This is a genomic window from Lutibaculum baratangense AMV1, assembly GCF_000496075.1.
GTDB classification, from domain to species: Bacteria; Pseudomonadota; Alphaproteobacteria; order Rhizobiales; family Tepidamorphaceae; genus Lutibaculum; species Lutibaculum baratangense.
Genome location: NZ_AWXZ01000016.1, coordinates 126224 through 147073, shown reverse-complemented (window position 1 = coordinate 147073; position 20850 = coordinate 126224). Strand labels below are relative to the sequence as shown.

Here is a 20850-nt window from a genome sequence, read left to right as displayed (position 1 = left end):
CTACAGCCCCTCGAAATAGGTCTTGATCTTCGTCGCCATCAGGTGGCGGCGCATGTCTAGGAATTCACCGAAGTCGGGGATTTCGCCGTCGAGCATCGTTTCGGGCAGGCAGCTCATCGAGAGGTTGGCTCGCAATTCGTCCAAGGTGGTGATGCCGCCGTACTTCTTGATCCCGCCGTTGCACTGGTCAGCCAGCTCGGCGAAGTAGACCTCGGGCGCCCTGTCGCCGATGACGATGTTGATCTCGCTTTGGGCGAGCACGAAGTTGGCGATCTGGTTGTACCGGCCCCGCGCCATACCTTGCTTCTTCAGATGGTTGCGCGGGTAGACGTGGTGAACGTCGCTGCGGTTCAGCAGCAGGTCGCGGACCGTGATGTCGCGCGACAGGAACCCGAGGTCGCCGAGCTTCGCCTGCGCCGCCTGGTAGACAAGGAAATAGGGGCTGGAGGCTGAAGAGGTTTCCATCTCCTGCGGCAACAGGGTGCTCCAGAAGCTGTCAGGCAGTTCGGCGTCGATGACCGCTTCGCAATAGGCCGTCAGGCCACGCGCCTCGATCTGGCGGATGTCGAAGTCGAAGGCGGTCTCTGGGCTGCCCGAATAGCGGCCACGAAGCAGCGACATGACATACCAGCGCCGCACCAGCCGCTCGATGTCAGCAGCGGGCATGCCCTCGGCCCGACCGCGCAGATAGAGGATGTAGGCGAAGTTGATCGCGTTCTGGCTCCGGATCAGGCCGGACGTGATGAAGCCCGCCGACCGCAGGATCATCGTCAGGCGGTCGAAATGGGTCTTGTTCATGAAATTGAGGACGCCGGTCTTAAGTCGCGCGAACGCTTCCTCGGCAACGGCTTCCTCATACTGCTTGGTCTCGAAGTTGCGCCCTGACAGCAGGGCGACCAGGTCTTGAAGCTTTCCGCGCCGGAATTCGGAGGTGAACGCCACGCGCAGCATGTCGGTGTAGGAGGGATCGTAGAGGTCGTCGTTGACGTCTTTCAGCCACCGCATCTTCGGCAGAAACTCTGAAGCGGCGAACGCCTTGTCGCCCTTCTCGATTCGCGAGAGAAACTCGGGCGCGACGGCCAGATGGCAGAAATAGTCGATGGCCTTGCGCAGCATGTTGCCGCCATAGGTGTCATTCGCCGCGATCTTCGACATGGCGAAATCGGCTTGGCTGAGCGACGCACCCGCGGAGTTCACGCGGATGAAAATCTCCGTCACCGTTTCGATGTCGAGGTCTTCAGCCAGCTCGATGATGCCGACGTGGTTGTTGATGACTTTGCGGACCCGTTCGAGGATGCGCGAGACCTGCTTCCGGTCGGCACTGGGGTTGCGCTCGGAGTAGTCGTCGGTCAGCTCGGTGAGGCTGGCGTCCGGCGAGAAGACGGCAGCAAGATCGGGAATCCAGGCGGCATCCTTTCGGATGGCCGGGTTCGACACTTCGAACCGCTCCTCGACGGGATGGAAGGCGATCCTGATCCGGACGGTCTCGTAGTCCTTCGTCAGCACCTCTTGCCCCAGAAGGGCCGCCATGAGCGCCGTGACCCGCTGTTGCCCGTCAATGAGGATGCGCTTGCCCGACGACGTCGTGCCATCCTTCAGTCGCACCGAGGGATTGCGCCAGGCGATGAGATAGCCGACCGGATAGCCTTGATAGAGGGAGTCGAGAAGGTTGCGGACCTTCGTCGCGTCCCAAACGAAGGGGCGCTGGATTTCGGGGATCGCGATTTCGCCGGACTTCACCCAGGTCAGGAGCGTCTCGATGGGGTGCGGCGTGACCGAGTAGCGTTGTGTTGCCATGCTCAGTGCCCTCCCACGAGGACGTCTTCGAGCAGGCCCTCCGTCTCTTTCTCCAGCGCTCGGATGTCCGCTTCGATCTCATCGAGCGTGCGCAAGGGCTGCGGCTTGTAGAAATGCCGCGTGAACGAAATTTCGTATCCGATCACCGTCTTCGATTCATCGATCCAGGCATCGGAGGCGTGCGGCAGCACTTCGCGCCGGAAAAACGCTTCAATGCCGCCGTCTTCGAGGAACGGTACCTGTTCGGTATCTCTCAGCTCAGTGTCGGGCTCATATTCGACAACAGCGGCTTTGCCGCCGACGGTCATGTGGTAGCTGCCGTACAGTGCGCCGTGCCCCGCATCCGCTCCGGCCTTTGGCTTCGACGCCTTGCGGATGACCGGTTCAGCTGAGGCATCCTTCTGTCCGAGCGCCGACATAAGTAGCTTTTGGCGCTTCGCCGTCATGCGAACGCCCAGGTCGCTGGCTGCGTCCTCAACCTCAGCCATAAAGGCGTTGAAATCCATGTGCGGGCCGGGGCCACTGACCTCGGCCATGGACTCGACGGCGCGCACCACGTCTTGTTCTCCCGCCTCAGCGCAAGCCTTGCGGAAGGCCCGCAAGCGGGCATCCGTCAGCTCGACTTTCAGGCGCAACGGGCGCTCGACCGTTACTTTCCAGTAGCCGAACGCTTCGTTCGGGAAAATCTTCGATGTCTCGTCCTCCTTCGACTGGAGGAACGCCTCACAGATACGGATGATGTCGTCAGGCGCGAGTTCGCAGTTCTTCTTCCCGAGGTTCTTTCGGAGGGGCTTGAACCAGGACGTGGCGTCGATGAGCTGTACCTTGCCCCTGCGGCTCTCCGACTTGCGATTGCTCAGGACCCAGATGTAGGTGGCGATACCGGTGTTGTAGAAGATGTTCAGCGGCAGGGCGATGATGGCTTCCAGCCAATCGTTCTCGATGACCCAGCGGCGGACGTTGCTTTCGCCCGAGCCCGCATCCCCGGTGAAGAGCGAGGAGCCGTTGTGGACTTCGGCAATTCGGCTTCCGAGCGGTGACGCCGACTTCATCTTGCTCAGCAGGTTGGCCAAGAAAACCATCTGGCCGTCGCTGGAGCGCGTGATCAGGCTGTACTCGGGATCGCCACCATGCTCGATGACGAAACGGGGGTCCCGAAGGTCCTTCTTTCCCCCCATCCGCTCCAGGTCGGTCTTCCAAGACTTTCCGTAGGGCGGGTTGGAGAGCATGAAATCGAATTCACGCGACGGGAAAGCATCCGATGACAGCGTCGAGCCGAACCTCATGTTCTCGGCTTCGACGCCTTCGCCCTTCAAGATCAGGTCGGCCTTGCTGATGGCGAAGGTTTCGGGCTGCGATTCCTGTCCGTAGAGGTGGACCGACACCTCCTTCCCGTGATCGGTGGCCAACTTCACGAGCGTCTCTTCGGCCACCGTCAGCATGCCCCCCGTGCCGCAGGCGCCGTCATAGACGAGGTAAGTGCCGGACTGGATGTCGTCGGCGATCGGCATGAAAATGAGATAGGCCATCAGCTCCACCACGTCGCGCGGGGTGAAGTGTTCGCCAGCCTCCTCATTGTTTTCTTCGTTGAACCGACGGATCAGCTCCTCGAAGATCGTTCCCATCGAATGGTTGTCGAGGCCCGGCAATCGAACGGTGCCATCCGTGTGCAACACCGGTTTCGGACTGAGATTGACCGAGGGATCGAGGAACTTCTCGATCAAGAAGCCAAGCACGTCCGCTTCGATCAGAGTCGGGATTTGATTGCGGAATTTGAACTTATCCAACACCTCTTGGACGTTGGGCGAGAACCCATCGAGATATGCCTCGAAGTCGGCCTTGAGCTGCTGACGGCGAGCGCGCGCCGCGAGGTCTCTCAGCCTGAATTGCGAGGTGTTGTAGAACGCCTCGCCGGAAGCCTGGCAAAGCGCTGCGTGCTGGTTCGCCACGCCCGCTTTGTCGAGCCGGGCCTTCATTGACAGCACTGCGTCCTTCGTCGGCTCAAGCACCGCGTCCAAACGCCGGATCACCGTCATCGGCAGGATGACGTCGCGGTATTTCCCCCGCACGTAGACATCCCGAAGAACATCGTCGGCAATGTTCCAAATGAAATTGCTGATGTTGAGATTGCTCACGATGCCCCCTTCGGCTTCAACTTCTTATCGCCCGTTACCGAGCTCGCGCTTCTCGTAGACTGTCGTTATCCGCGCGCCGTCCCAGACGTAACAAAGGTGCCGCTCTTGCCGTGCGTTGGAGAGCAGGGGCGGGCGAAACACGGCCACGCACTCCCCGCCGTCACGCCGCACACTTTCGTAGGCAACGCCGTTCGAGCCGTCCTTGCGCAGCGACTTGGCCAGGTGCTGGGCCGCAGCGTAGTTGTCGTTGTGATAGACGAGCGGATAGGCGGCTTTCTGTCCCCTCAGGTCGTGGAGATCGCCCGCGAGGTCGATGACATAGACCCGCATGTCGAGTTCCATTTGCGCCTGCGCGGTGGCCAGCATGAAGCGCTCACGGTGGTACCTCGTCTCGGCAATGGCCGTCTCCAGGTCATTGGCGGCGTAGAACACGCCGAAAGTCCCGTCAGTGAAGCGGCTCCCATCGGGATTGAGGTGCGTGAAAGCCGCCATGATGATGCTGGTGCCGGGGCCGCTTATCCGGTCCTCCGGCGGCACGAGGCTGATTTCGCCCACTTCATCGCGCAGACGAGGGTTGGTGAGCGACTCTAGCTCGAAAATGGCTTCGAGGTCGTCCGGCTCGGTCACCCGCTCGAACAGCTGAATCGGAGGAAACCGGCTGGGGATGATCCGCCAGCACGGCTTCCAGTCGATGTGGGCGACCGGCAACGTCATGCCCAACCGCCGCGCTGGGCGTCGAGGTATTGGCGGACGACGAACAGGTCGGCTACCTGACCGGACAGCATCCGATCGAGCGCCGACTTCCCGGCGAAGAGAGGGGCTTGGTTCGGCCGCTTGACCCAAGCGTCTGCTGCCGTCTCGTCGGGAAGCAGGATCTGAAGAGCCTTGTAGACCCCGAGGATGTACGAGATGCGCTCCAGCGTGTCCTTCGGCAGCGCCGTATTCGGGTCCTTCTTCCACTTGAAGAAGGTCGAGCGCGCGGTCACGCCGAGAAGCGTCATTTGCTCGTCGACCGACAGGTCCCATAGCTCGGCAATGCGAAAGAACGTCCGCAGCGCCGGGCCAGAAAGGCCTTTGCGATCAATCGCAGGTGCTGGTTGTCCGTGCGCAGCCATGGCTGGCCTCCAATAGTGGGTTACATGCTTAGTATGGTACATATATGGACTTTATGCAAGGGGTGAGTTCGAACGAAAGAAGCCCCGCACGGGGGCGGGGCTCCAGTCGTTGATCAAGGCCGTGTCAGGCCGCGGGCTTCAACGGCTTGGGAGCCAGACGCTGGCTCTCCAGCCATTTGTTGAATTCGGCGCGGTCGATATAGACCCGGCCACCGATCTTCAGCAGCGCGGGCTTCAATCCATTCGTCTCCGCATGGAATATCCACCAGCGCAGCGTGGCTTCCGTGATGAACGGCGCTTCCGCCGCTACCTGCTTCACGGTCGCCAGGTCCCTGTAGTCAACCATGGGTTACCTCATGGTTCGGGGCCTATAAAGGAGCAGGGACTTTCCTTATGACCGAACTTCCGGCCCTGTTCAATTCCTTCGCAGGTCGCGCGCCGTCCGCCGCGCCCTCGAAGATGTCCTCGCCCAGGCTTTCCACCAGCCCCTTGACGTGGCTTTCGGACAGGTGCGCGTAGCGGCGCACCATCTGAAGCGTGCGGTGACCAAGCACCTCCGCAATCTCCACCAGGCTCGCGCCCTTCATGGCGAGGTAGCTGGCCGTCGAGTGCCGCAGGTCATGGAAGCGGAAGTCCACCAGTCCCGCCTTGTCGCGGGCGTTTTCCCACGCGGTGCGAATATCGATGGGCAGCACCCCATCTGCGCGCGGAAACAGCCAGCGCGTCTTTGGCGCATGGGACAGCGCGGCATACAGGGCTTCCGCCTTCGCCACCTGTCCCGTCAGCAGCTCCCGCAGATGGCGGGCGAGGGGCGCGGCCCGCGTGTCGCCGTTTTTCGTGTCCCGAAAGATCGCCGAGCCGCGCTGGAGGTCCACGTCGGCCAGCGTCAGGCCGAGGATTTCGCTCTTCCGCGCGCCGGTCGAAAGCGCGAACACCACGATGTTGAACAGCTGATCGTTGTCGCTCGCCTTGCAGGCGTCGAGCAGGACGGCGCGTTCCGCATCACTCAGGAACCGCGTGCGCTCATCCCGAATGTTGGTGATGGGCGTCACCCCCTCCATGGGGTTCTGGGTCGCCCAGCCCCACGCTTTGGCGTGCTTCATCAGCAGCGCCAACGTGTCCCGGTAATGCTTGATCGTCTTGCGACTCTTCGGCTTGCCAGCCGGTTCGCCTTCCTCACTCTTGCGCCGTGTGTCTCCGGCGGCGGCCAGCTTCTCCAGCTCCGCTTCAATCAGATCGGCCGTGATGTAGGTCAGCCCATAGGCACCGAGCACCTTCTCCCAATGGGCGAGATAGGTCACCGCCGCCCGCTGGGTGCTTTCCGCCCGGTGCGGCAGCACGCGCTTCTTGTAGCGCTCGATCACGTCGGCGAGCGTCTTGCCCTTCGCGGCCGGAACGACGTTCTGGACTTCGCCGCGCCGGATGGCCGCTTCCGTCTGTTGCGCCCACAGCTTCGCATCCGTCAGGCGCTTGAAGGTCTTCTGCTTCTCGGGCAGCCCGCGCACCCGCACGCGGACGCGATAGTAGGTATCGCCGTTGTCGCTGCGGACACGCTTTTCGATGGTGGGCATGGCGGGGCCTCGGGGACGCGCGGGGACAAATTGGGGACACTTGCTCCCATCAACATGCCCCATTCGCCAACGATTTTCAACAGACGACTGGCCCTAAATCCCTGTAAATGCGACTGTTCGGCATTGGCGCTTGTTGGGGTCTATAGCCCTGCATGGGGCTCATAACCTGAAGGTCGTAGGTTCAAATCCTACCCCCGCAACCACTCGAGGCCTGCCCGACATCGTCCTCTGGACCGTGTCCGGCAGGCCTTTTTCGTTGGCCATTGCGATGACGTGGCAACCGGGGTCGGCCGGTCCCGGCGAGTGACAAAACCTGCCATTCCCCCCGCACTTTGACGAAGCGCAACGCCGCTCTCCTTCGCATATGCGAAATCTCCCGCGCGTCGCCCAGCCAGGGCGACTTGGGGCGCCCGTTGTGCGGCGCCCGGTAGCACCGCAAGAGCCTTCAAGAAGGAGAAGTCCATGATCAGGCAGATCGCGGCAGCCGCAGCGTTCGCGCTTGCGCTTGCCGCCGCGCAGGGCGCGGCTGCCGCCGAGCACGAGGTCAGGATGCTGAACAAGGCCGAGCGCGGGGTGATGGTGTTCGAGCCGCCTTTCCTCAGGGTGGCGCCCGGCGACACGGTGAAGTTCATCGCGAGCGACAAGGGGCACAATGCCGAGAGCATTCCGGGCATGGTTCCCGAGGGCGGCCAGACCTGGAAGGGGAAGATCAACGAGGAGGTCGACGTGACCTTCGAAACCCCCGGCATCTATGGCTACAAGTGCCTCCCGCACTATGCGATGGGCATGGTGGGCGTCATCCAGGTCGGGGACGACAGCTCGAACCTCTCCGAGGCTGCGGCCGTGAAGCATCCCGGCAAAGCAAAGGCGGCCTTCGCCGACGCGCTCGCCCGGGCCGGTAACTAGAAGGTCGTTGGAGCCCGTCCGCAGCCGGCGCGGCGACCGTCCTCGCGGCTCGAGCCGAGGCGGTCGCTCCGGTCGGTCCGTCCTTCTGAAGATGAATTGGAACCTCCACCGCTTCGCCGACTTGTTGCACCGTCAGAGCAGCGCAAGGAGCCTTGGGATGAACAACATCATCTATCTTATCGGACTGGTCGTCGTCGTCGTCGTGATCCTCTCGCTGCTCGGTCTCGTCTGAACAGGCCGCAATCTCGCCCGAGCCGGTGATCCCCGCGCTTTGCCCTACACAGCTGCGGCCAAAGTGCCTATCTTGGCCGTAGTTTCCCGACATGCGTGATCCGGAGCCACCGGTGGTGGCCCCGATCCATCGCGCGAGCGCAACGGCCGACATCTTCATGACCGCACACCCCGAACCCGCCGCCGCGGAACACGCTGTCCCGCGGTCCGCGGCTCAAGACCATTTCGCCAACCGGCGCACCTTCGCCATCATCTCGCATCCCGACGCGGGCAAGACGACGCTGACGGAGAAGCTCCTGTATGCCTCAGGGGCCATCAGGCTGGCGGGGCATGTCAAGGCTCGCGGCGAGCGCAGGCGCACCCGGTCCGACTGGATGGAGATCGAGCAGAAGCGCGGCATCTCCGTCACCTCTTCGGTCATGACCTTCGAGCAGGACGGCATCACCTTCAACCTGCTCGACACGCCGGGCCACCAGGATTTCTCGGAGGATACGTATCGGACGCTGACCGCCGTCGACTCCGCGATCATGGTGATCGACGCCGCGCGCGGCATCGAGAGCCAGACGCTCAAGCTCTTCGAGGTCTGCCGGCTGCGCGACATCCCGATCATCACCTTCGTCAACAAGATCGATCGCGAGGCGCGCGACCCGCTCGAACTGATCGACGAGATCGCGGAGACGCTTGCGCTCGACGTGACGCCTGCGGTCTGGCCGGTCGGCATGGGCGTCGACTTTAAGGGCGTGCTCGACCTCCACGAGAAACGAATGCTCGGGGCCGACGGGCAGCCGAACGGCCTCTCCTGGGAGAACGACGAGGAACTGTCCGCACACGAGGGATGGATGGCTAATCCGGCCTATGCGGGGGCCGTGGAGAATCTCGAACTCGCGCGCGAGGCCCTTCCGGCATTCGACCTGGAATCATACCGCGCGGGACACCTGACGCCGATCTTCTTCGGCTCGGCGATCAAGAGCGTCGGCGTCGCGGAGCTTCTTGCGGCCGTGTCGCGATGGGCCCCGCCGCCGCGCACGCAGCCGGCCGAGCCCGGCCCGGTGACGCCCGAACGCGATCAGGTCTCGGGCTTCGTGTTCAAGGTCCAGGCGAACATGGACAAGAACCACCGGGACCGCATCGCCTTCGTGCGTCTGTGCTCGGGCACCTTCAAGCGGGGGATGAAGCTGAAGAACATGCGCCTCGGCAAGGACATCACCGTCTCGAACCCGATGTTCTTCTTCGCCCAGGACCGCGAGACGGCCGACGAGGCGGTGGCGGGCGACGTCGTCGGCATCCCCAACCATGGCACGCTGTCGGTGGGCGACACGCTGACGGAGAAAGACGATCTGAAGTTCACGGGCATCCCGAACTTCGCGCCCGAGATCATCCGTCGCGTGCGCCTCTCCGACGCCATGAAGGCGAAGCAGCTCGGTCGCGCGCTCACCGATCTGGCGGAGGAGGGGGTGGCCCAGGTCTTCCGCCCGATGATCGGTGCCGATTGGCTGGTCGGTGTCGTGGGGCCGCTGCAGCTCGATGTGCTCGGCTCGCGCATCGAGCAGGAATACGGCGTCGAGATCCGTTTCGAGGCGGCGAACTTCGATTCCGCCCGCTGGGTGGCCTCCGAGGACAAGGCCGAGCTCAAGCGCTTCCTCGAGAGCAACCGGATCCGGCTCGCGGAAGACCGCTACGGCGCGCCGGTGTTCCTCGCCCCCTCGCGGTGGGAGCTTCAGCGCACGGAGAAGGACTGGCCGAAGCTCGTGTTCCAGACGACGCGGGAGCGCGGGTGACCCCCCGACGGCGCGTTTGCCCTTACGGCCTAGCCATTGCCACACTTCGCCATTATCTTGCGTCCGTGCACTCATGGGGACCATCCCGGTCCTTTCGGGGCATAGGAGTTGAAAATGAACGCACTGCCTGACCTGACGCCTGCCCTCGTCAACTTCGTGGCCATCCGCTTGGCGGAGACGACCGCGAAGGACTGGAAGGAAATGCCGGCCGAGACGAAGAAGGCGCATCGCGCGAAGGCGCGTCGCCTGTTGACCGCCGAGCGGAAGTTCCTCGAGAAGCACCCTGACGGGGGCGCAGCCGGCGCGGCTGCCAGCGAGGCCTGAGCTTCGCGAACATTCTATCTTGCGGAGGCGCCCTTGCGGCGCCTTCGTTTTTTGCGCTGACGCCTCCGCCCGCAACCGCACCGGGCCCTCTTCTCAGCCCGTGCTGGCGCCTTCCTTGTTGCAGTGCAGCGCTCGACGACCCATTTTGTTGCGGTGCAGCATGGCGGAGTCGCGAAGATGCTTGAATTCTCGGACGAAGAGGTCGCCGAGGCACGGCGGGTGAACCGACGCCTCGAGTGGATGCCGCGCTTTCGCGCCCCGATGCCCTGGGATCGCCTGCTCGTCCAGACCATGATAGCGGCCACGCAGCATGTGATGCCGCGCCACGACCGCACCGTCACGATCAGCACGCGCGCGATCGATCATCGCGGCGTGCGGGTGAGGTTGCGCGTGCTGAAGCCCCAAGGCCGCTCGCATGGTGTCTATGTCGATTACCACGGCGGCGGCTGGTCGGTCGGCAATGCGCGGATGGACGACCCCGTGAACCTGCGCATCGCGCAGCGCTGCGGCATGACCGTCGTGAGCGTCGACTACGGTCTGATGCCCCGGGTTTCGCTGCAACGCATCATCGCGGAGTGCACGGCAGCAGCGGACTGGGTTTTCTCGCACGGCGAGAGGGAGTTCGGCGCCCGGGATGTCTTCATGGGCGGCGAGTCCGCCGGCGCCCACCTCGCCGCCTGCGCGGCGCTGGGCTTGAAAGGCAGTCGCGCCGACTTCGATCGCCTGAAGGGCATCGTGCTGTTCTACGGCGCCTTCGACCTGACCGCCACGCCGAGCGCCCGGCGCGCCGGGCCGGACAGTCTCGTGCTGCACGGGCCGTCGCTTCGCGAGGGGCTTCAGAAACTGACGCCGGGCCTCACCGACGCGGAGCGTCGGAGCCCCGAGCTCTCCCCGCTCTACGCCGACCTTACTGGCATGCCGCCCGCGATCATCCTCGTCGGGACGCTCGACCCGCTCCTGGACGATTCGCGGATGCTCGCCGAGCGGTGGCGCGAGCAGGGCGGGGAGGCGGAGCTGGTCGTCGCCCCCGAGGCGCCGCACGCCTTCAACCGCCTGATGACCCGGATGGCCAGACGCACGAACGCCCATGTGCGCCGATGGCTGCAAGAAAGGCTCGCGGCGCGGGCGGAGCCGGCGGCGGCGGAATAATGCCGCCGCCGTGCCTGTCGTTCAGAGCTCGAACTTGATGCCCTGCGCGAGCGGAAGCGCGCCGGAATAGTTCACGGTCACGGTCTGGCGACGCATGTAGCCCTTCCAGGCGTCGGAGCCGGACTCGCGACCGCCGCCCGTGTGCTTCTCGCCGCCGAACGCCCCGCCGATCTCGGCACCGCTCGGACCGATATTCACGTTTGCGATGCCACAGTCGCTGCCGAGCGCGGAGACGAAGCGCTCCGCCTCGCCGAGATCGCGCGTGAAGACGCAGGACGAGAGCCCTTGCGGCACGTCGTTATGGATGGCGATCGCCTCGTCCCACTCCCGGTAGCCCATGACATAGAGAATCGGCGCGAAGGTCTCCTCGCGCACGATCCCGGTCTGGCTCGGCATCTCTGCGATCGCGGGCCTGACGTAGAACGCCCACGGCGCCTCGTCGGCCAGGACCCGCTCACCGCCGTGGACGGTCGCGCCCTCTGCCTTCGCCGTCTGGAGCGCCTTCTGCATGCTGTCGAACGCGTCGCGGTCGATCAGCGGCCCGACGAGATTCGTCTCGACCATCGGGTCGCCGATGCGCACCTGCTCGTAGGCGGCCTTCAGCCGCTGGACGAGCTCCTGCCTCACGTCCTCGTGGACGATCAGGCGCCGCAGCGTGGTGCAACGCTGGCCGGCCGTGCCGACCGCGGCGAACAGGATCGCCCGCACGGCGAGATCGAGGTCGGCCGAGGCCGTCACGATCATCGCGTTGTTGCCGCCGAGTTCGAGGATCGACCGGCCGAAGCGGGCGGCGACGCGAGGGCCGACCTGGGCACCCATCCGCGTCGAACCGGTGGCGCTGACGACTGGCACGCGCGGATCGTCGGTCAGGGCCTCTCCCACGTCGCGGCCACCGACGAGCACCTCCAGCAGGCCTTCCGGCGCGTCGCCGCCGAAGCGCGAGACGGCGCGGTCGAAAATGGCCTTCGTGGCCAGCGCCGTCAGGGGCGTCTTCTCCGACGGCTTCCAGACGACCGGGTCGCCGCACACGATGGCCAGGGCGGCGTTCCACGCCCACGGCGCGACCGGAAAGTTGAAGGCGGTGATGACGCCGCAGACGCCGATCGGGTGCCAGCGCTCGCTCATCGCATGACCGGGGCGCTCGGAGGCGATGGTCAGCCCGTAGAGCTGGCGGGACAGGCCGACGGCGAAGTCGCAGATGTCGATCATCTCCTGGACCTCGCCCAGCCCCTCCTGGAAGGACTTCCCGCATTCGAGCGTCACGAGCCGGCCGAGCGGATCCTTCGCCGTGCGAAGCTCCTCGCCGAGAAGGCGGACGAGTTCGCCGCGCCGCGGCGCCGGCACTGCCCGCCACGTCTCGAAAGCCGCGGCGGCACGCGCGACGGCGACCTCGGCCTCCGCCCGCCGGTGCTGCTGCATCCGCGCGATGACCTGTCCGTCGATCGGGCTCGTGACCTGGAGGTCGCCCTCCTGAAGGTTCGAGGGATCGAGGCCTGCAGCGGTGAGAACGTCGTTGGCGTCCATGTCGACTCCGTCGATGAAGGTCGGGGCTTGCTGCCTCGGCCTGAGGCTGCCCGCGGTCGAGCAGGTCTTAGACGACGTTGACGGTCGAGACAAACCATGCTCGGTTTCTTCCGCAGAAGGCGAAAAGCCGCAGTAATGACCGGAGGAAACAGATGAGACGCATTGCCACGCTCGCTCTCGCGGGCGCCGCGACCGTGATCGCCATGACGGCCTCTGCGGGCGCGCAGACGACGCTGCGAGCCTCGCACCAGTGGCCGGGCGGCCAGGGCGACATCCGCGACGAGATGGTACAGATCATCAAGCGCGAGGTGGAAGCGGCCGATGTCGGCCTCCAGATCCAGATCTATCCCGGCGCATCGCTCTTCAAGCCGAACGAGCAGTGGGGTGCCCTCACGAGCGGTCAGCTCGATCTGTCGGCCTTCCCGCTCGACTATGCCTCCGGACGCGTGCCCCAGTTCTCCGCGACGCTGATGCCCGGCCTCGTGCGCAACCATGAGCGCGCGCAGCGCCTGAACGATTCTCCCTTCATGGAGGAGATCAAGAAGACGATCGAGGAGAACAATGTCGTCGTCATCGCCGACGCCTGGCTCGCCGGCGGTTTCGCGTCGAAGGAGAACTGCATCACCGGTCCGGACTCGATCCAGGGCCAGGTGACCCGCGCCGCCGGTCCCGCCTTCGAGCAGATGCTCGCCGCGGCGGGAGCGTCGATCTCCTCGATGCCCTCCTCGGAGGTCTACACGGGCATGCAGACGGGCGTTCTCGACGCCGCGAACACGTCGTCGGGCTCCTTCATCTCCTACCGCCTCTACGAGCAGGTGAAGTGCCTGACCGTCCCGGGCGAGAACGCGCTGTGGTTCATGTACGAGCCGATCCTCATGTCGAAGCGTTCGTGGGATCGCCTGAACGAGGAGCAGCAGCAGGCGCTCATGGCGGCCGGCGAGACCTCCGAGCAGTACTTCGCCGAGGAGGCGCAGAAGGTCGACCAGGAGCTCGAGAAGGTCTTTTCGGAGAACGGCGTCGAGATCGCCCGCATGAGCGAGGACGACTACAACGCCTGGCTCGAGCTCGCGCAGGAGAGCTCCTACAAGCAGTTCGCCGAGAACGTGGATGGTGGGCAGGAGCTCATCGACATGGCGCTCGAGGTCGAGTGACGGGCGGCGGGTCCCGAACCGATTGAACCGAGGGTGTCGGCGTAGGCTCGCCGGCACCCTTCGTCATGCCAGTCTGCCCAGGTGAGGAGCGGCGGGTGAGAGCCTATATCGCCATCGTTAGCGCGCTGTCGCGCGCGGGCGGCATCCTCGCGATGCTGCTGCTCGCGGCCGCCGTGCTCGTGACGTGCCAGATGATCGTCGTCAGATACTTCCTGAACGCGTCGACGGTCTGGCAGACGGAATTCGTCATCTACTCGATCGTCGCGGCGACCTTCATCGGCTCCCCCGCCGTCCTCATCGACCGCGGCCATGTGGGCGTGGAGGTCCTGCCGAACATGCTTTCGCCGGGGCCCCGCTTCTGGCTCGAGCTGGCGGGGGCGATCGCGGGGCTCGTCTTCTGCATCCTCCTCGCCTGGTCGGGGGGCATCTTCTTCTACGAGGCGCTGACGCGCGGCTGGAAGACCTCGACCGTCTGGGCTCTGCCGCTGTGGATCCCGACGCTGCCGTTGCCGCTGGGCATCGGCCTTCTCGCGCTGCAATACACCGCCGAGATGCTGAAGCTCCGGCAGGGCGAACGATTGACCGCCAGCGAGCTGCCGATGGAGGAGCTGAAATGACGAGTCCCAGCGTCTCGGGGGCGCTCCTCCTCATCGCGCTCTTCGCGCTGCTGGCGACCGGCATGCCGATCGCCTTCGCCCTCGGCCTCGTCTCGATCGGGGCGCTCCTGCTGACGAGCGGGTTCGGCTCGATGGAAATCATCGGCGAGACCTTCTTCGGGGGGCTCGCGACGTTCAGCCTCGTTTCCATTCCGATGTTCATCCTGATGGGCGCCTCGGTCGCCTCGAGCCCCGCCGGACGCGACCTCTACGAGGCGCTCGATCGCTGGCTGAACCGGGTGCCGGGCGGCCTCGTCCTGTCCAATCTCGGCGCCTGTTCGCTCTTCTCGGCCCTCTCCGGCTCCTCGCCCGCGACATGCGCGGCGATCGGCAAGATGGGCATCCCGGCGATGGTCGAGCGCGGCTACCCGAAATCCATCGCCGCCGGCTCGATCGCGGCCGGCGGCACGCTCGGCATTCTCATCCCGCCGTCGGTGACGATGATCGTCTACGGCATCGCGACCGAGACCTCGATCGGCCGGCTGTTCCTCGCCGGTATCCTTCCCGGCGTGATGCTGACGGCCCTGTTCATGATCTGGACGATCATCTCGTGCCGGATGAAGGGCTATTCCTTCGAGCAGATGGCGCGCCGCTTCACCTTCCGCGAGCGCATGCAGGCGCTGCCGCGGGTCTTGCCCTTCCTGCTGATCGTCGTCGGCATCCTCTACGTGCTCTACGGCGGCGTCGCCACGCCGTCGGAGGCGGCCGGGGCCGGAGCCCTGTTCTGCATCATCCTCGCGGCCGTCATCTATCGTATCTGGCAGCCGTCGCGACTGACGAACATCTTCCGGACGACGATCAAGGAATCGGTGATGATCATGATGATCATCGGCGCGTCCGAGCTGTTCGCCTTCGCCCTGTCGTCGCTCTTCATCACCCAGTCGATCGCCATGTGGATCTCCGACATGGACGTCAACCGCTGGGTGCTGATGGGCATCATCAACGTCTTCCTGCTCGTCGCCGGTTTCTTCCTCCCGCCGGTGGCGGTGATCCTGATGACGGCGCCCATCCTCCTGCCGCTCGTCACGCAGGCAGGCTTCGATCCCTACTGGTTCGCCGTCGTGCTGACGATCAACATGGAGATCGGGCTGATCACGCCGCCCGTCGGGCTCAATCTCTACGTCATCAACGGGATCGCGCCGGACATCCCGCTGTCGACGATCCTCAAGGGATCTCTGCCCTATGTGATCTGCATGGTCGTTGGTATTCTTCTCTTGTGCATCTTTCCGGGGATCGCCACCTGGCTTCCGACCGCACTCATGGGGTGAGCCGTGACGACATCCTTCTTCTTCAACGACCTGCTCTCGACGATCGTCGAGCGTGGGCGGGGCATCATCGACAGGCGCGAGAGGCGGCCGAGCGGGCGCGATGTGGTCGTGCTCGCGAACGAGCTTCTCGGCGGGCGCGGCGAGGCATCCGGGATTGCGATCGCTCGAGATCTGCTCGACGGATATGCCGAGCTCGATTACGCCGGGCGAACGGCCTTCTTCCGCGCTCTCGCGGAGGATTTCGGCGCCGATCCCGAGAAGCTGTCGGCGGCGGCGCGGGCCTATATCGACGATCCGGCGGTCGTGGGGGCGGCGCAGAAGCTGCACCACGCCTCGGAGCCGCGGCGGCAGGAGCTGTTCCGCCGCCTCAACCGGGCGCCGGGCGGCACGGCCGCGCTCGTCGCCATGCGGGCCGACCTCGTCGACCGGCTGCCGGTGCACAAGGACTTCGAAGTCGTCGACCGCGACTTCTCGCACCTTCTGTCGTCCTGGTTCAACCGGGGGTTCCTCGTGCTGAGGCGCGTCGACTGGAGCATGCCGGCCTCGACGCTGGAGAAGATCATCCGCTACGAGGCCGTCCACGCGATCAACGGCTGGGACGATCTGCGCCGGCGCATCGATCCGCCGGACCGCCGGCTGTATGCCTTCTTCCATCCAGCCCTCGTCGACGAGCCGCTGATCTTCGTCGAGGTCGCCCTGACGAAGGACATGCCGGGCGCGATCCAGCCGATCCTCGCGGAGGAGCGGGGGCCGATCCACGCCGAGGAGGCGACGACGGCCGTCTTCTACTCCATCTCGAACTGCCAGAAGGGCCTGAAGGGCGTCTCCTTCGGCAACTTCCTGATCAAGCAGGTGGTCGAGGACCTCGAGCGCGCCTTCCCGAACCTCCGGACGTTCGTCACGCTCTCGCCGGTGCCGGGCTTTCGCCGGTGGCTCGACCGTGAGCGTGCAAATCCCCAGTCCGACGCCCTGACGGACGCCGACGAGAGGCTGCTCGCGACGCTCGAGGAGCCCGAATGGTGGCTCGACGAGGACAGCCGCAAGCTGGTGCAGCCGCTCCTCTGCGCGCTGGCGGCGCACTACTTCCTCAGGGCGCGGGACGGCCGCGGCCGCCTGCCGGATCCGGTGGCCCGCTTCCATCTCGGCAACGGCGCGAGGCTCGAGCGGATCAACCCCTTCGGCGACACCTCGCCGAAGGGCATCGCGGACGCGGCCGGGCTGATGGTGAACTATCTCTACGATCCCAAGCAGATCGAGAGGAACCACGAGGCCTTCGCCAACGAGGGCACGGTGGCCGTCGCTCCCGCCGTCCGCCGCCTCCTGCGGAACGTTCCCGAAAGAAAGACAACGGCACCGACGAATGCCTGATACGCTCTTCGCGGCACTGGAACGGGCCGTGCCCGACCTGAACAAGCCGCTCTTCATCCTGGCGGACGGAGAAACCGTCTCCTACGGCGAGACATTCGCGCTCGCCGCGCGCTTCGCCGATGCGCTGCACGGGCTGGGCATCCGGCCGGGAGACCGCGTGGCGGTGCAGGTCGACAAGTCGTGGCAGGCGATCGCGCTCTATGTCGGCACGCTGAAGGCCGGCGCCGTCTACCTGCCGCTCAACACGGGCTACACCGAGAGCGAGATCTCCTACTTCCTGTCCGACGCGCAGGCGGCGCTGTTCGTCTGTCGGCCCGCGCTCCTCCAGTCCCTGAGCAAGGTCGCTCACGCAGCCGGCGTCGCCGCCGTCGCCTCGCTCGGCACGAAGGGCGAGGGCACCCTGATGGACGCCGCGGAAGGTACGGAAGGCGCGAGCGCGCCCGTCGCCCGCGGCCCGGACGACCTCGCCGCCATCCTCTACACGTCCGGCACCACCGGTCGATCGAAGGGGGCCATGCTCTCGCACGGCAACCTCCTGTCGAACGCGTCGACGCTGAAGGACTACTGGCGCTTCACGGAGAAGGACGTGCTGCTGCACGCCCTGCCGATCTTCCACACGCACGGGCTGTTCGTGGCGACGAACACGCTGATGCTCGCCGGCGGCTCGATGATCTTCCTGCCGAAGTTCGATGCCGACGAGGTCCTGCGTCTCCTGCCGCAGGCGACGAGCATGATGGGTGTGCCGACCTTCTACACGAGGCTTCTCGACCATCCCGGCCTCACGCGGGAGGCGGCCGCCCATGTCCGGCTGTTCACGTCTGGATCCGCGCCGCTCCTGGCCGAGACGCATGCCGAGTTCGAGGCGCGGACGGGCCACCGCATCCTCGAGCGCTACGGCATGACCGAGACGAACATGAACACCTCGAACCCCTATGACGGCGACCGGCGGCCCGGCACCGTCGGCTTTCCGCTGCCGGGGGTGGAGCTGAGGGTCGCCGATCCGGACACCGGCGCAGCGCTTGCGACCGACGAGATCGGAGGCCTGGAGGTGAGGGGCCCGAACGTCTTCCTCGGCTACTGGCAGATGCCGGAGAAGACGGCTGAAGAGTTTCGCGACGACGGCTTCTTCATCACCGGCGACCTCGGCAAGATCGACGTCGACGGCTACGTCCACATCGTCGGCCGGGCGAAGGACCTCATCATCTCCGGCGGCTACAACGTCTATCCCAAGGAGATCGAGAGCGAGATCGACCAGCTCGACGGCGTTCTCGAATCCGCTGTGATCGGCGTGAAGCACCGCGACTTCGGCGAGGCGGTCACGGCCGTCGTCGTCGCGCGGAAGGGCTCGCAGCCGACCGAGCGCGACATCCAGACGTCTCTCGACGGCAGGCTCGCCCGTTTCAAGATCCCCAAGCGCGTCGTCTTCGTCGACGAGCTGCCCCGCAACACGATGGGCAAGGTTCAGAAGAACCTGCTGCGCGAGGAGTTCGGGGATCTCTACGCCGGCTAGTCCCGGCGACGTCTACAGCGTGATCTTCATCCCTACATGCGTCGCCTCGAAGCCGAGGCTCTCGTAGAATCGCCGCGCATCTGTGCGCGACGCGTTCGTGGTGAGCTGGACGATCCGGCAGCCGCGCTCTCGACATCGCTCGATCGCCCACGAGATCATCTCCCGGCCGAGGCCCGTGCCTCGACGGACGGCCGCGATGCGCACACCCTCGATCTGGCCGCGCCAGGCACCCTTGTGGGAGATCCCGGGCAGGAAGCTGAGCTGAAGGCAGCCCACCAGCTCCCCGTCGGATTCCGCCACCGCCAGAAGCTCGTTTGGGTCGGCCGAGATGGCCGCGAAGGCCTCGATATAGGCCGGCAGAAGCGGCACGCTCGCGTCCTCGCGTTCCCGCCCGAGCGCGTCGTCGGCCAGCATCGCCACGATCTGCGGCAGGTCGTCCGTCGTCGCGGGGCGGAAATGCGTCGTGCTCATTCGGGCGCTTTCGTCGATCCAAGCAGTGCGGTGCAAAGGCTCTTTACCACGTTCGCGGAGGCGTGAAGGCCCGGTTCTTGACACTGCTGCAGCTGCGGCATTATCTGTACCGTCTGGACGGTAACTGTTGCAGTGCAATGGCTGGGCGCAAGAGAGTTCGCAATCCGCAGAGTCAGGCGGCCATCGTGGAGGCGGCGGAACGTGTCGTCGCCCGCGAGGGTGCCGCGCATCTGACGCTCGACGCGGTGGCGCGCGAGGCGGGCCTGTCCAAAGGCGGCCTTCTCTACAACTTCCCGAACAAGGACGCGCTTCTTCGCGCCATGGTCGATTCGATGACGGACCGGATCGACCGTCGGCGGGAGGAGGTGAGGTCGGAGGTGGTCGCCGGCCCCAACAAGGCGCTGCGCGAGATCCTGGCCGTCGAGAAGAACGAACTGATCGATCGCCGGGCGGGGCTCGCCATTCTCGCCGCTTCGGCGGAAAACCCGTCGCTTCTCGATCCGATCAAGGCGCGTCTCAGCGAGGTTCGCGAGGAGATCGCCGCGACCTCGAGCGATCCCCTCGACGCCTACATCGTCTGGCTCGCCCGCGACATGCTGATGATGTGGGACGTGCTCGGCGTCAGCCCCTTCGAGGAGAGCGAGGTGGAAGCGATCCTCGCCCGCCTCGCAAGGCGCGCCGCCGGCCACGCCTGGACATGGGACTAGAAGACACGACCCCTTGCGACCATCGGCGCCGCGCACGACGCCGGACCCTGGAGACTTTCTCATGCGACGGCTGGTTCGTTTCATCGTCATGCTGGTGATCGTCGGCGCGATCGGCGCGGGCGTCTACTTCTTCATACAATACAAGAACCAGATGATCGCACAGGTCCTGCAGTCCCGGCAGGTTTCCGTCATCCAGGTCGGTGCCGTCGAGGCGGAGCAGGTGAGCTGGCAGACGACGGTGCCCGCGATCGGCACGCTGCGCGCGGGCAGCGGCACCGACGTGACGCCGTCGGTCGCCGGCGTTATCGAGGAGATCTTCTTCGAGTCCGGCAATACGGTGGAGCAGGGCGCCCCCATCCTTCGCCTCGACAGCGACATTCAGGAAGCGAACCTCGCAGCGGCTCAGGCCAATCTCGACCTGGCGGAGGCGAACTACAATCGCACGAGGTCGCTCGAGGCCGGCACCGTCGTGAGCCAGGCGACGCTCGACCAGAACCTCTACCAGATGCAGGCGCAGCAGGCGCAGGTGGCGGCACTGAACGCCGAGATCGACAAGAAGACGGTCCGCGCCCCGTTCTCCGGCCGTCTCGGCATCAGGCAGGTCGATCTCGGGCAGTACATCCAGCCGGGCACCGCGATCGTGAACCTGCAGGACCTGACCACGCTCAACGTCGAGTTCTCCGTCACCCAGCGCGACATCGACGAGGTCGTGCCCGGCCGCCCGATCAGGGTGACCACGGATGCGTGGGTCGGCGAGACCTTCGTGGGAGAGGTCACCTCCACCGAGCCCAGGGTCGACCCCGGCAGCGGCCAGGTGACGGTCGAGGGCAACGTGCCGAACGAGAACGAGAGGCTGCTTCCCGGCATGTTCGTGAATGTCGAGATCGAGCTCGCCGACAGCCGCGAGGTGACGGTCGTGCCCGAGGAGGCGGTCAGCTACAACCTCTACGGCGACTACATCTATGTCGTGCGCCCCAAGGAGGGCGACCAGGAGCACCCGACAGTGCAACGGGTGACGGTGAAGGCCGGGCCTCGGCGCGACGGCAACGTGGTGATCGAGGAGGGCGTGGCGCCCGGCGATCTCGTCGTGACGAGCGGACAGCTCAAGCTCTCGAACGGCACGGCCGTCGAGGTCACGGAAGGTGCCATCCCGGATCCCGACGTCGAGAACTCCAGGTACTGACGCCGC

General features: G+C 65.4%; 20 protein-coding genes. 12 read left to right on the top strand and 8 right to left on the bottom strand.

Annotation, left to right across the window (positions count from 1 at the left end; translation table 11 throughout):
* The 6 genes from N177_RS05515 to N177_RS05490 form a co-directional block, all read right to left on the bottom strand.
* On the bottom strand, nucleotides 1-1740 hold the full coding sequence (locus N177_RS05515; protein WP_244444234.1) for a GmrSD restriction endonuclease domain-containing protein: 1740 nt from the start codon (nucleotides 1738-1740) through the stop codon (nucleotides 1-3).
* Between the two features lie 59 nt (nucleotides 1741-1799).
* Nucleotides 1800-3932, bottom strand: coding sequence for a type I restriction-modification system subunit M (locus N177_RS05510; protein WP_023431268.1), 2133 nt, complete (start codon nucleotides 3930-3932; stop codon nucleotides 1800-1802).
* Between the two features lie 24 nt (nucleotides 3933-3956).
* Nucleotides 3957-4646 carry an RES family NAD+ phosphorylase gene (locus N177_RS05505; protein WP_023431267.1) on the bottom strand — a complete coding sequence of 230 codons (690 nt, stop codon included), beginning with the start codon at nucleotides 4644-4646 and terminating at the stop codon, nucleotides 3957-3959.
* Nucleotides 4643-5047, bottom strand: a complete 405-nt coding sequence (locus N177_RS05500) for an MbcA/ParS/Xre antitoxin family protein (protein ID WP_023431266.1) — start codon at nucleotides 5045-5047, stop codon at nucleotides 4643-4645. Before N177_RS05500 ends, N177_RS05505 begins: the two co-directional genes overlap by 4 nt.
* A gap of 124 nt (nucleotides 5048-5171) precedes the next feature.
* Nucleotides 5172-5393 carry a helix-turn-helix domain-containing protein gene (locus N177_RS05495; protein WP_040485193.1) on the bottom strand — a complete coding sequence of 74 codons (222 nt, stop codon included), beginning with the start codon at nucleotides 5391-5393 and terminating at the stop codon, nucleotides 5172-5174.
* Between the two features lie 22 nt (nucleotides 5394-5415).
* A complete protein-coding gene (locus tag N177_RS05490; RefSeq protein ID WP_023431264.1) occupies nucleotides 5416-6618 on the bottom strand; it encodes a tyrosine-type recombinase/integrase in 1203 nt (400 codons plus the stop codon).
* Between the two features lie 462 nt (nucleotides 6619-7080).
* Here N177_RS05490 and N177_RS05485 point away from each other — a divergent pair, with 462 nt between their 5' ends.
* The 5 genes from N177_RS05485 to N177_RS05470 all read left to right on the top strand — a co-directional run bounded on the left by N177_RS05485 (nucleotide 7081) and on the right by N177_RS05470 (nucleotide 11006).
* A complete protein-coding gene (locus N177_RS05485; RefSeq protein WP_023431263.1) occupies nucleotides 7081-7524 on the top strand; it encodes a pseudoazurin in 444 nt (147 codons plus the stop codon).
* 91 nt (nucleotides 7525-7615) lie between these two features.
* Nucleotides 7616-7756 carry a hypothetical protein gene (locus tag N177_RS21600; protein WP_023431262.1) on the top strand — a complete coding sequence of 47 codons (141 nt, stop codon included), beginning with the start codon at nucleotides 7616-7618 and terminating at the stop codon, nucleotides 7754-7756.
* Nucleotides 7757-7913: 157 nt separating this feature from the next.
* Nucleotides 7914-9533, top strand: coding sequence for a peptide chain release factor 3 (locus N177_RS05480; protein WP_081718388.1), 1620 nt, complete (start codon nucleotides 7914-7916; stop codon nucleotides 9531-9533).
* A 114-nt stretch (nucleotides 9534-9647) separates the two neighbouring features.
* On the top strand, nucleotides 9648-9857 hold the full coding sequence (locus N177_RS05475) for a hypothetical protein (RefSeq protein WP_023431260.1): 210 nt from the start codon (nucleotides 9648-9650) through the stop codon (nucleotides 9855-9857).
* Between the two features lie 177 nt (nucleotides 9858-10034).
* On the top strand, nucleotides 10035-11006 hold the full coding sequence (locus tag N177_RS05470; protein ID WP_023431259.1) for an alpha/beta hydrolase: 972 nt from the start codon (nucleotides 10035-10037) through the stop codon (nucleotides 11004-11006).
* Between the two features lie 21 nt (nucleotides 11007-11027).
* Here the strand turns inward: N177_RS05470 and amaB are convergent, their stop codons facing one another.
* Nucleotides 11028-12530, bottom strand: a complete 1503-nt coding sequence (gene amaB, locus N177_RS05465) for an L-piperidine-6-carboxylate dehydrogenase (protein ID WP_023431258.1) — start codon at nucleotides 12528-12530, stop codon at nucleotides 11028-11030.
* A 152-nt stretch (nucleotides 12531-12682) separates the two neighbouring features.
* On the opposite strand from amaB, the gene N177_RS05460 reads away from it, so the two are divergent.
* From N177_RS05460 to N177_RS05440, 5 genes are all read left to right on the top strand, one after another.
* Complete coding sequence (locus tag N177_RS05460; protein WP_023431257.1) at nucleotides 12683-13681, top strand: TRAP transporter substrate-binding protein; 999 nt, start codon at nucleotides 12683-12685, stop codon at nucleotides 13679-13681.
* A gap of 95 nt (nucleotides 13682-13776) precedes the next feature.
* Nucleotides 13777-14298: a TRAP transporter small permease gene (locus N177_RS05455; RefSeq protein ID WP_023431256.1), complete on the top strand. Its 522-nt coding sequence runs from the start codon at nucleotides 13777-13779 to the stop codon at nucleotides 14296-14298.
* Nucleotides 14295-15605, top strand: coding sequence for a TRAP transporter large permease (locus N177_RS21315; RefSeq protein ID WP_023431255.1), 1311 nt, complete (start codon nucleotides 14295-14297; stop codon nucleotides 15603-15605). The genes N177_RS05455 and N177_RS21315 overlap by 4 nt, the downstream gene beginning before the upstream one ends.
* A gap of 3 nt (nucleotides 15606-15608) precedes the next feature.
* A complete protein-coding gene (locus N177_RS21310) occupies nucleotides 15609-16973 on the top strand; it encodes a malonyl-CoA decarboxylase (protein ID WP_023431254.1) in 1365 nt (454 codons plus the stop codon).
* A complete protein-coding gene (locus N177_RS05440; RefSeq protein WP_023431253.1) occupies nucleotides 16966-18483 on the top strand; it encodes a malonate--CoA ligase in 1518 nt (505 codons plus the stop codon). Before N177_RS21310 ends, N177_RS05440 begins: the two co-directional genes overlap by 8 nt.
* A gap of 12 nt (nucleotides 18484-18495) precedes the next feature.
* On the opposite strand, the gene N177_RS05435 is transcribed toward N177_RS05440, so the two are convergent.
* A complete protein-coding gene (locus tag N177_RS05435) occupies nucleotides 18496-18954 on the bottom strand; it encodes a GNAT family N-acetyltransferase (RefSeq protein WP_023431252.1) in 459 nt (152 codons plus the stop codon).
* A gap of 185 nt (nucleotides 18955-19139) precedes the next feature.
* On the opposite strand from N177_RS05435, the gene N177_RS05430 reads away from it, so the two are divergent.
* Together N177_RS05430 and N177_RS05425 are read left to right on the top strand one after the other, a co-directional pair.
* Complete coding sequence (locus tag N177_RS05430; protein WP_023431251.1) at nucleotides 19140-19661, top strand: TetR/AcrR family transcriptional regulator; 522 nt, start codon at nucleotides 19140-19142, stop codon at nucleotides 19659-19661.
* Between the two features lie 61 nt (nucleotides 19662-19722).
* Nucleotides 19723-20844, top strand: coding sequence for an efflux RND transporter periplasmic adaptor subunit (locus N177_RS05425; protein ID WP_023431250.1), 1122 nt, complete (start codon nucleotides 19723-19725; stop codon nucleotides 20842-20844).
* Nucleotides 20845-20850: the final 6 nt, after the last annotated feature.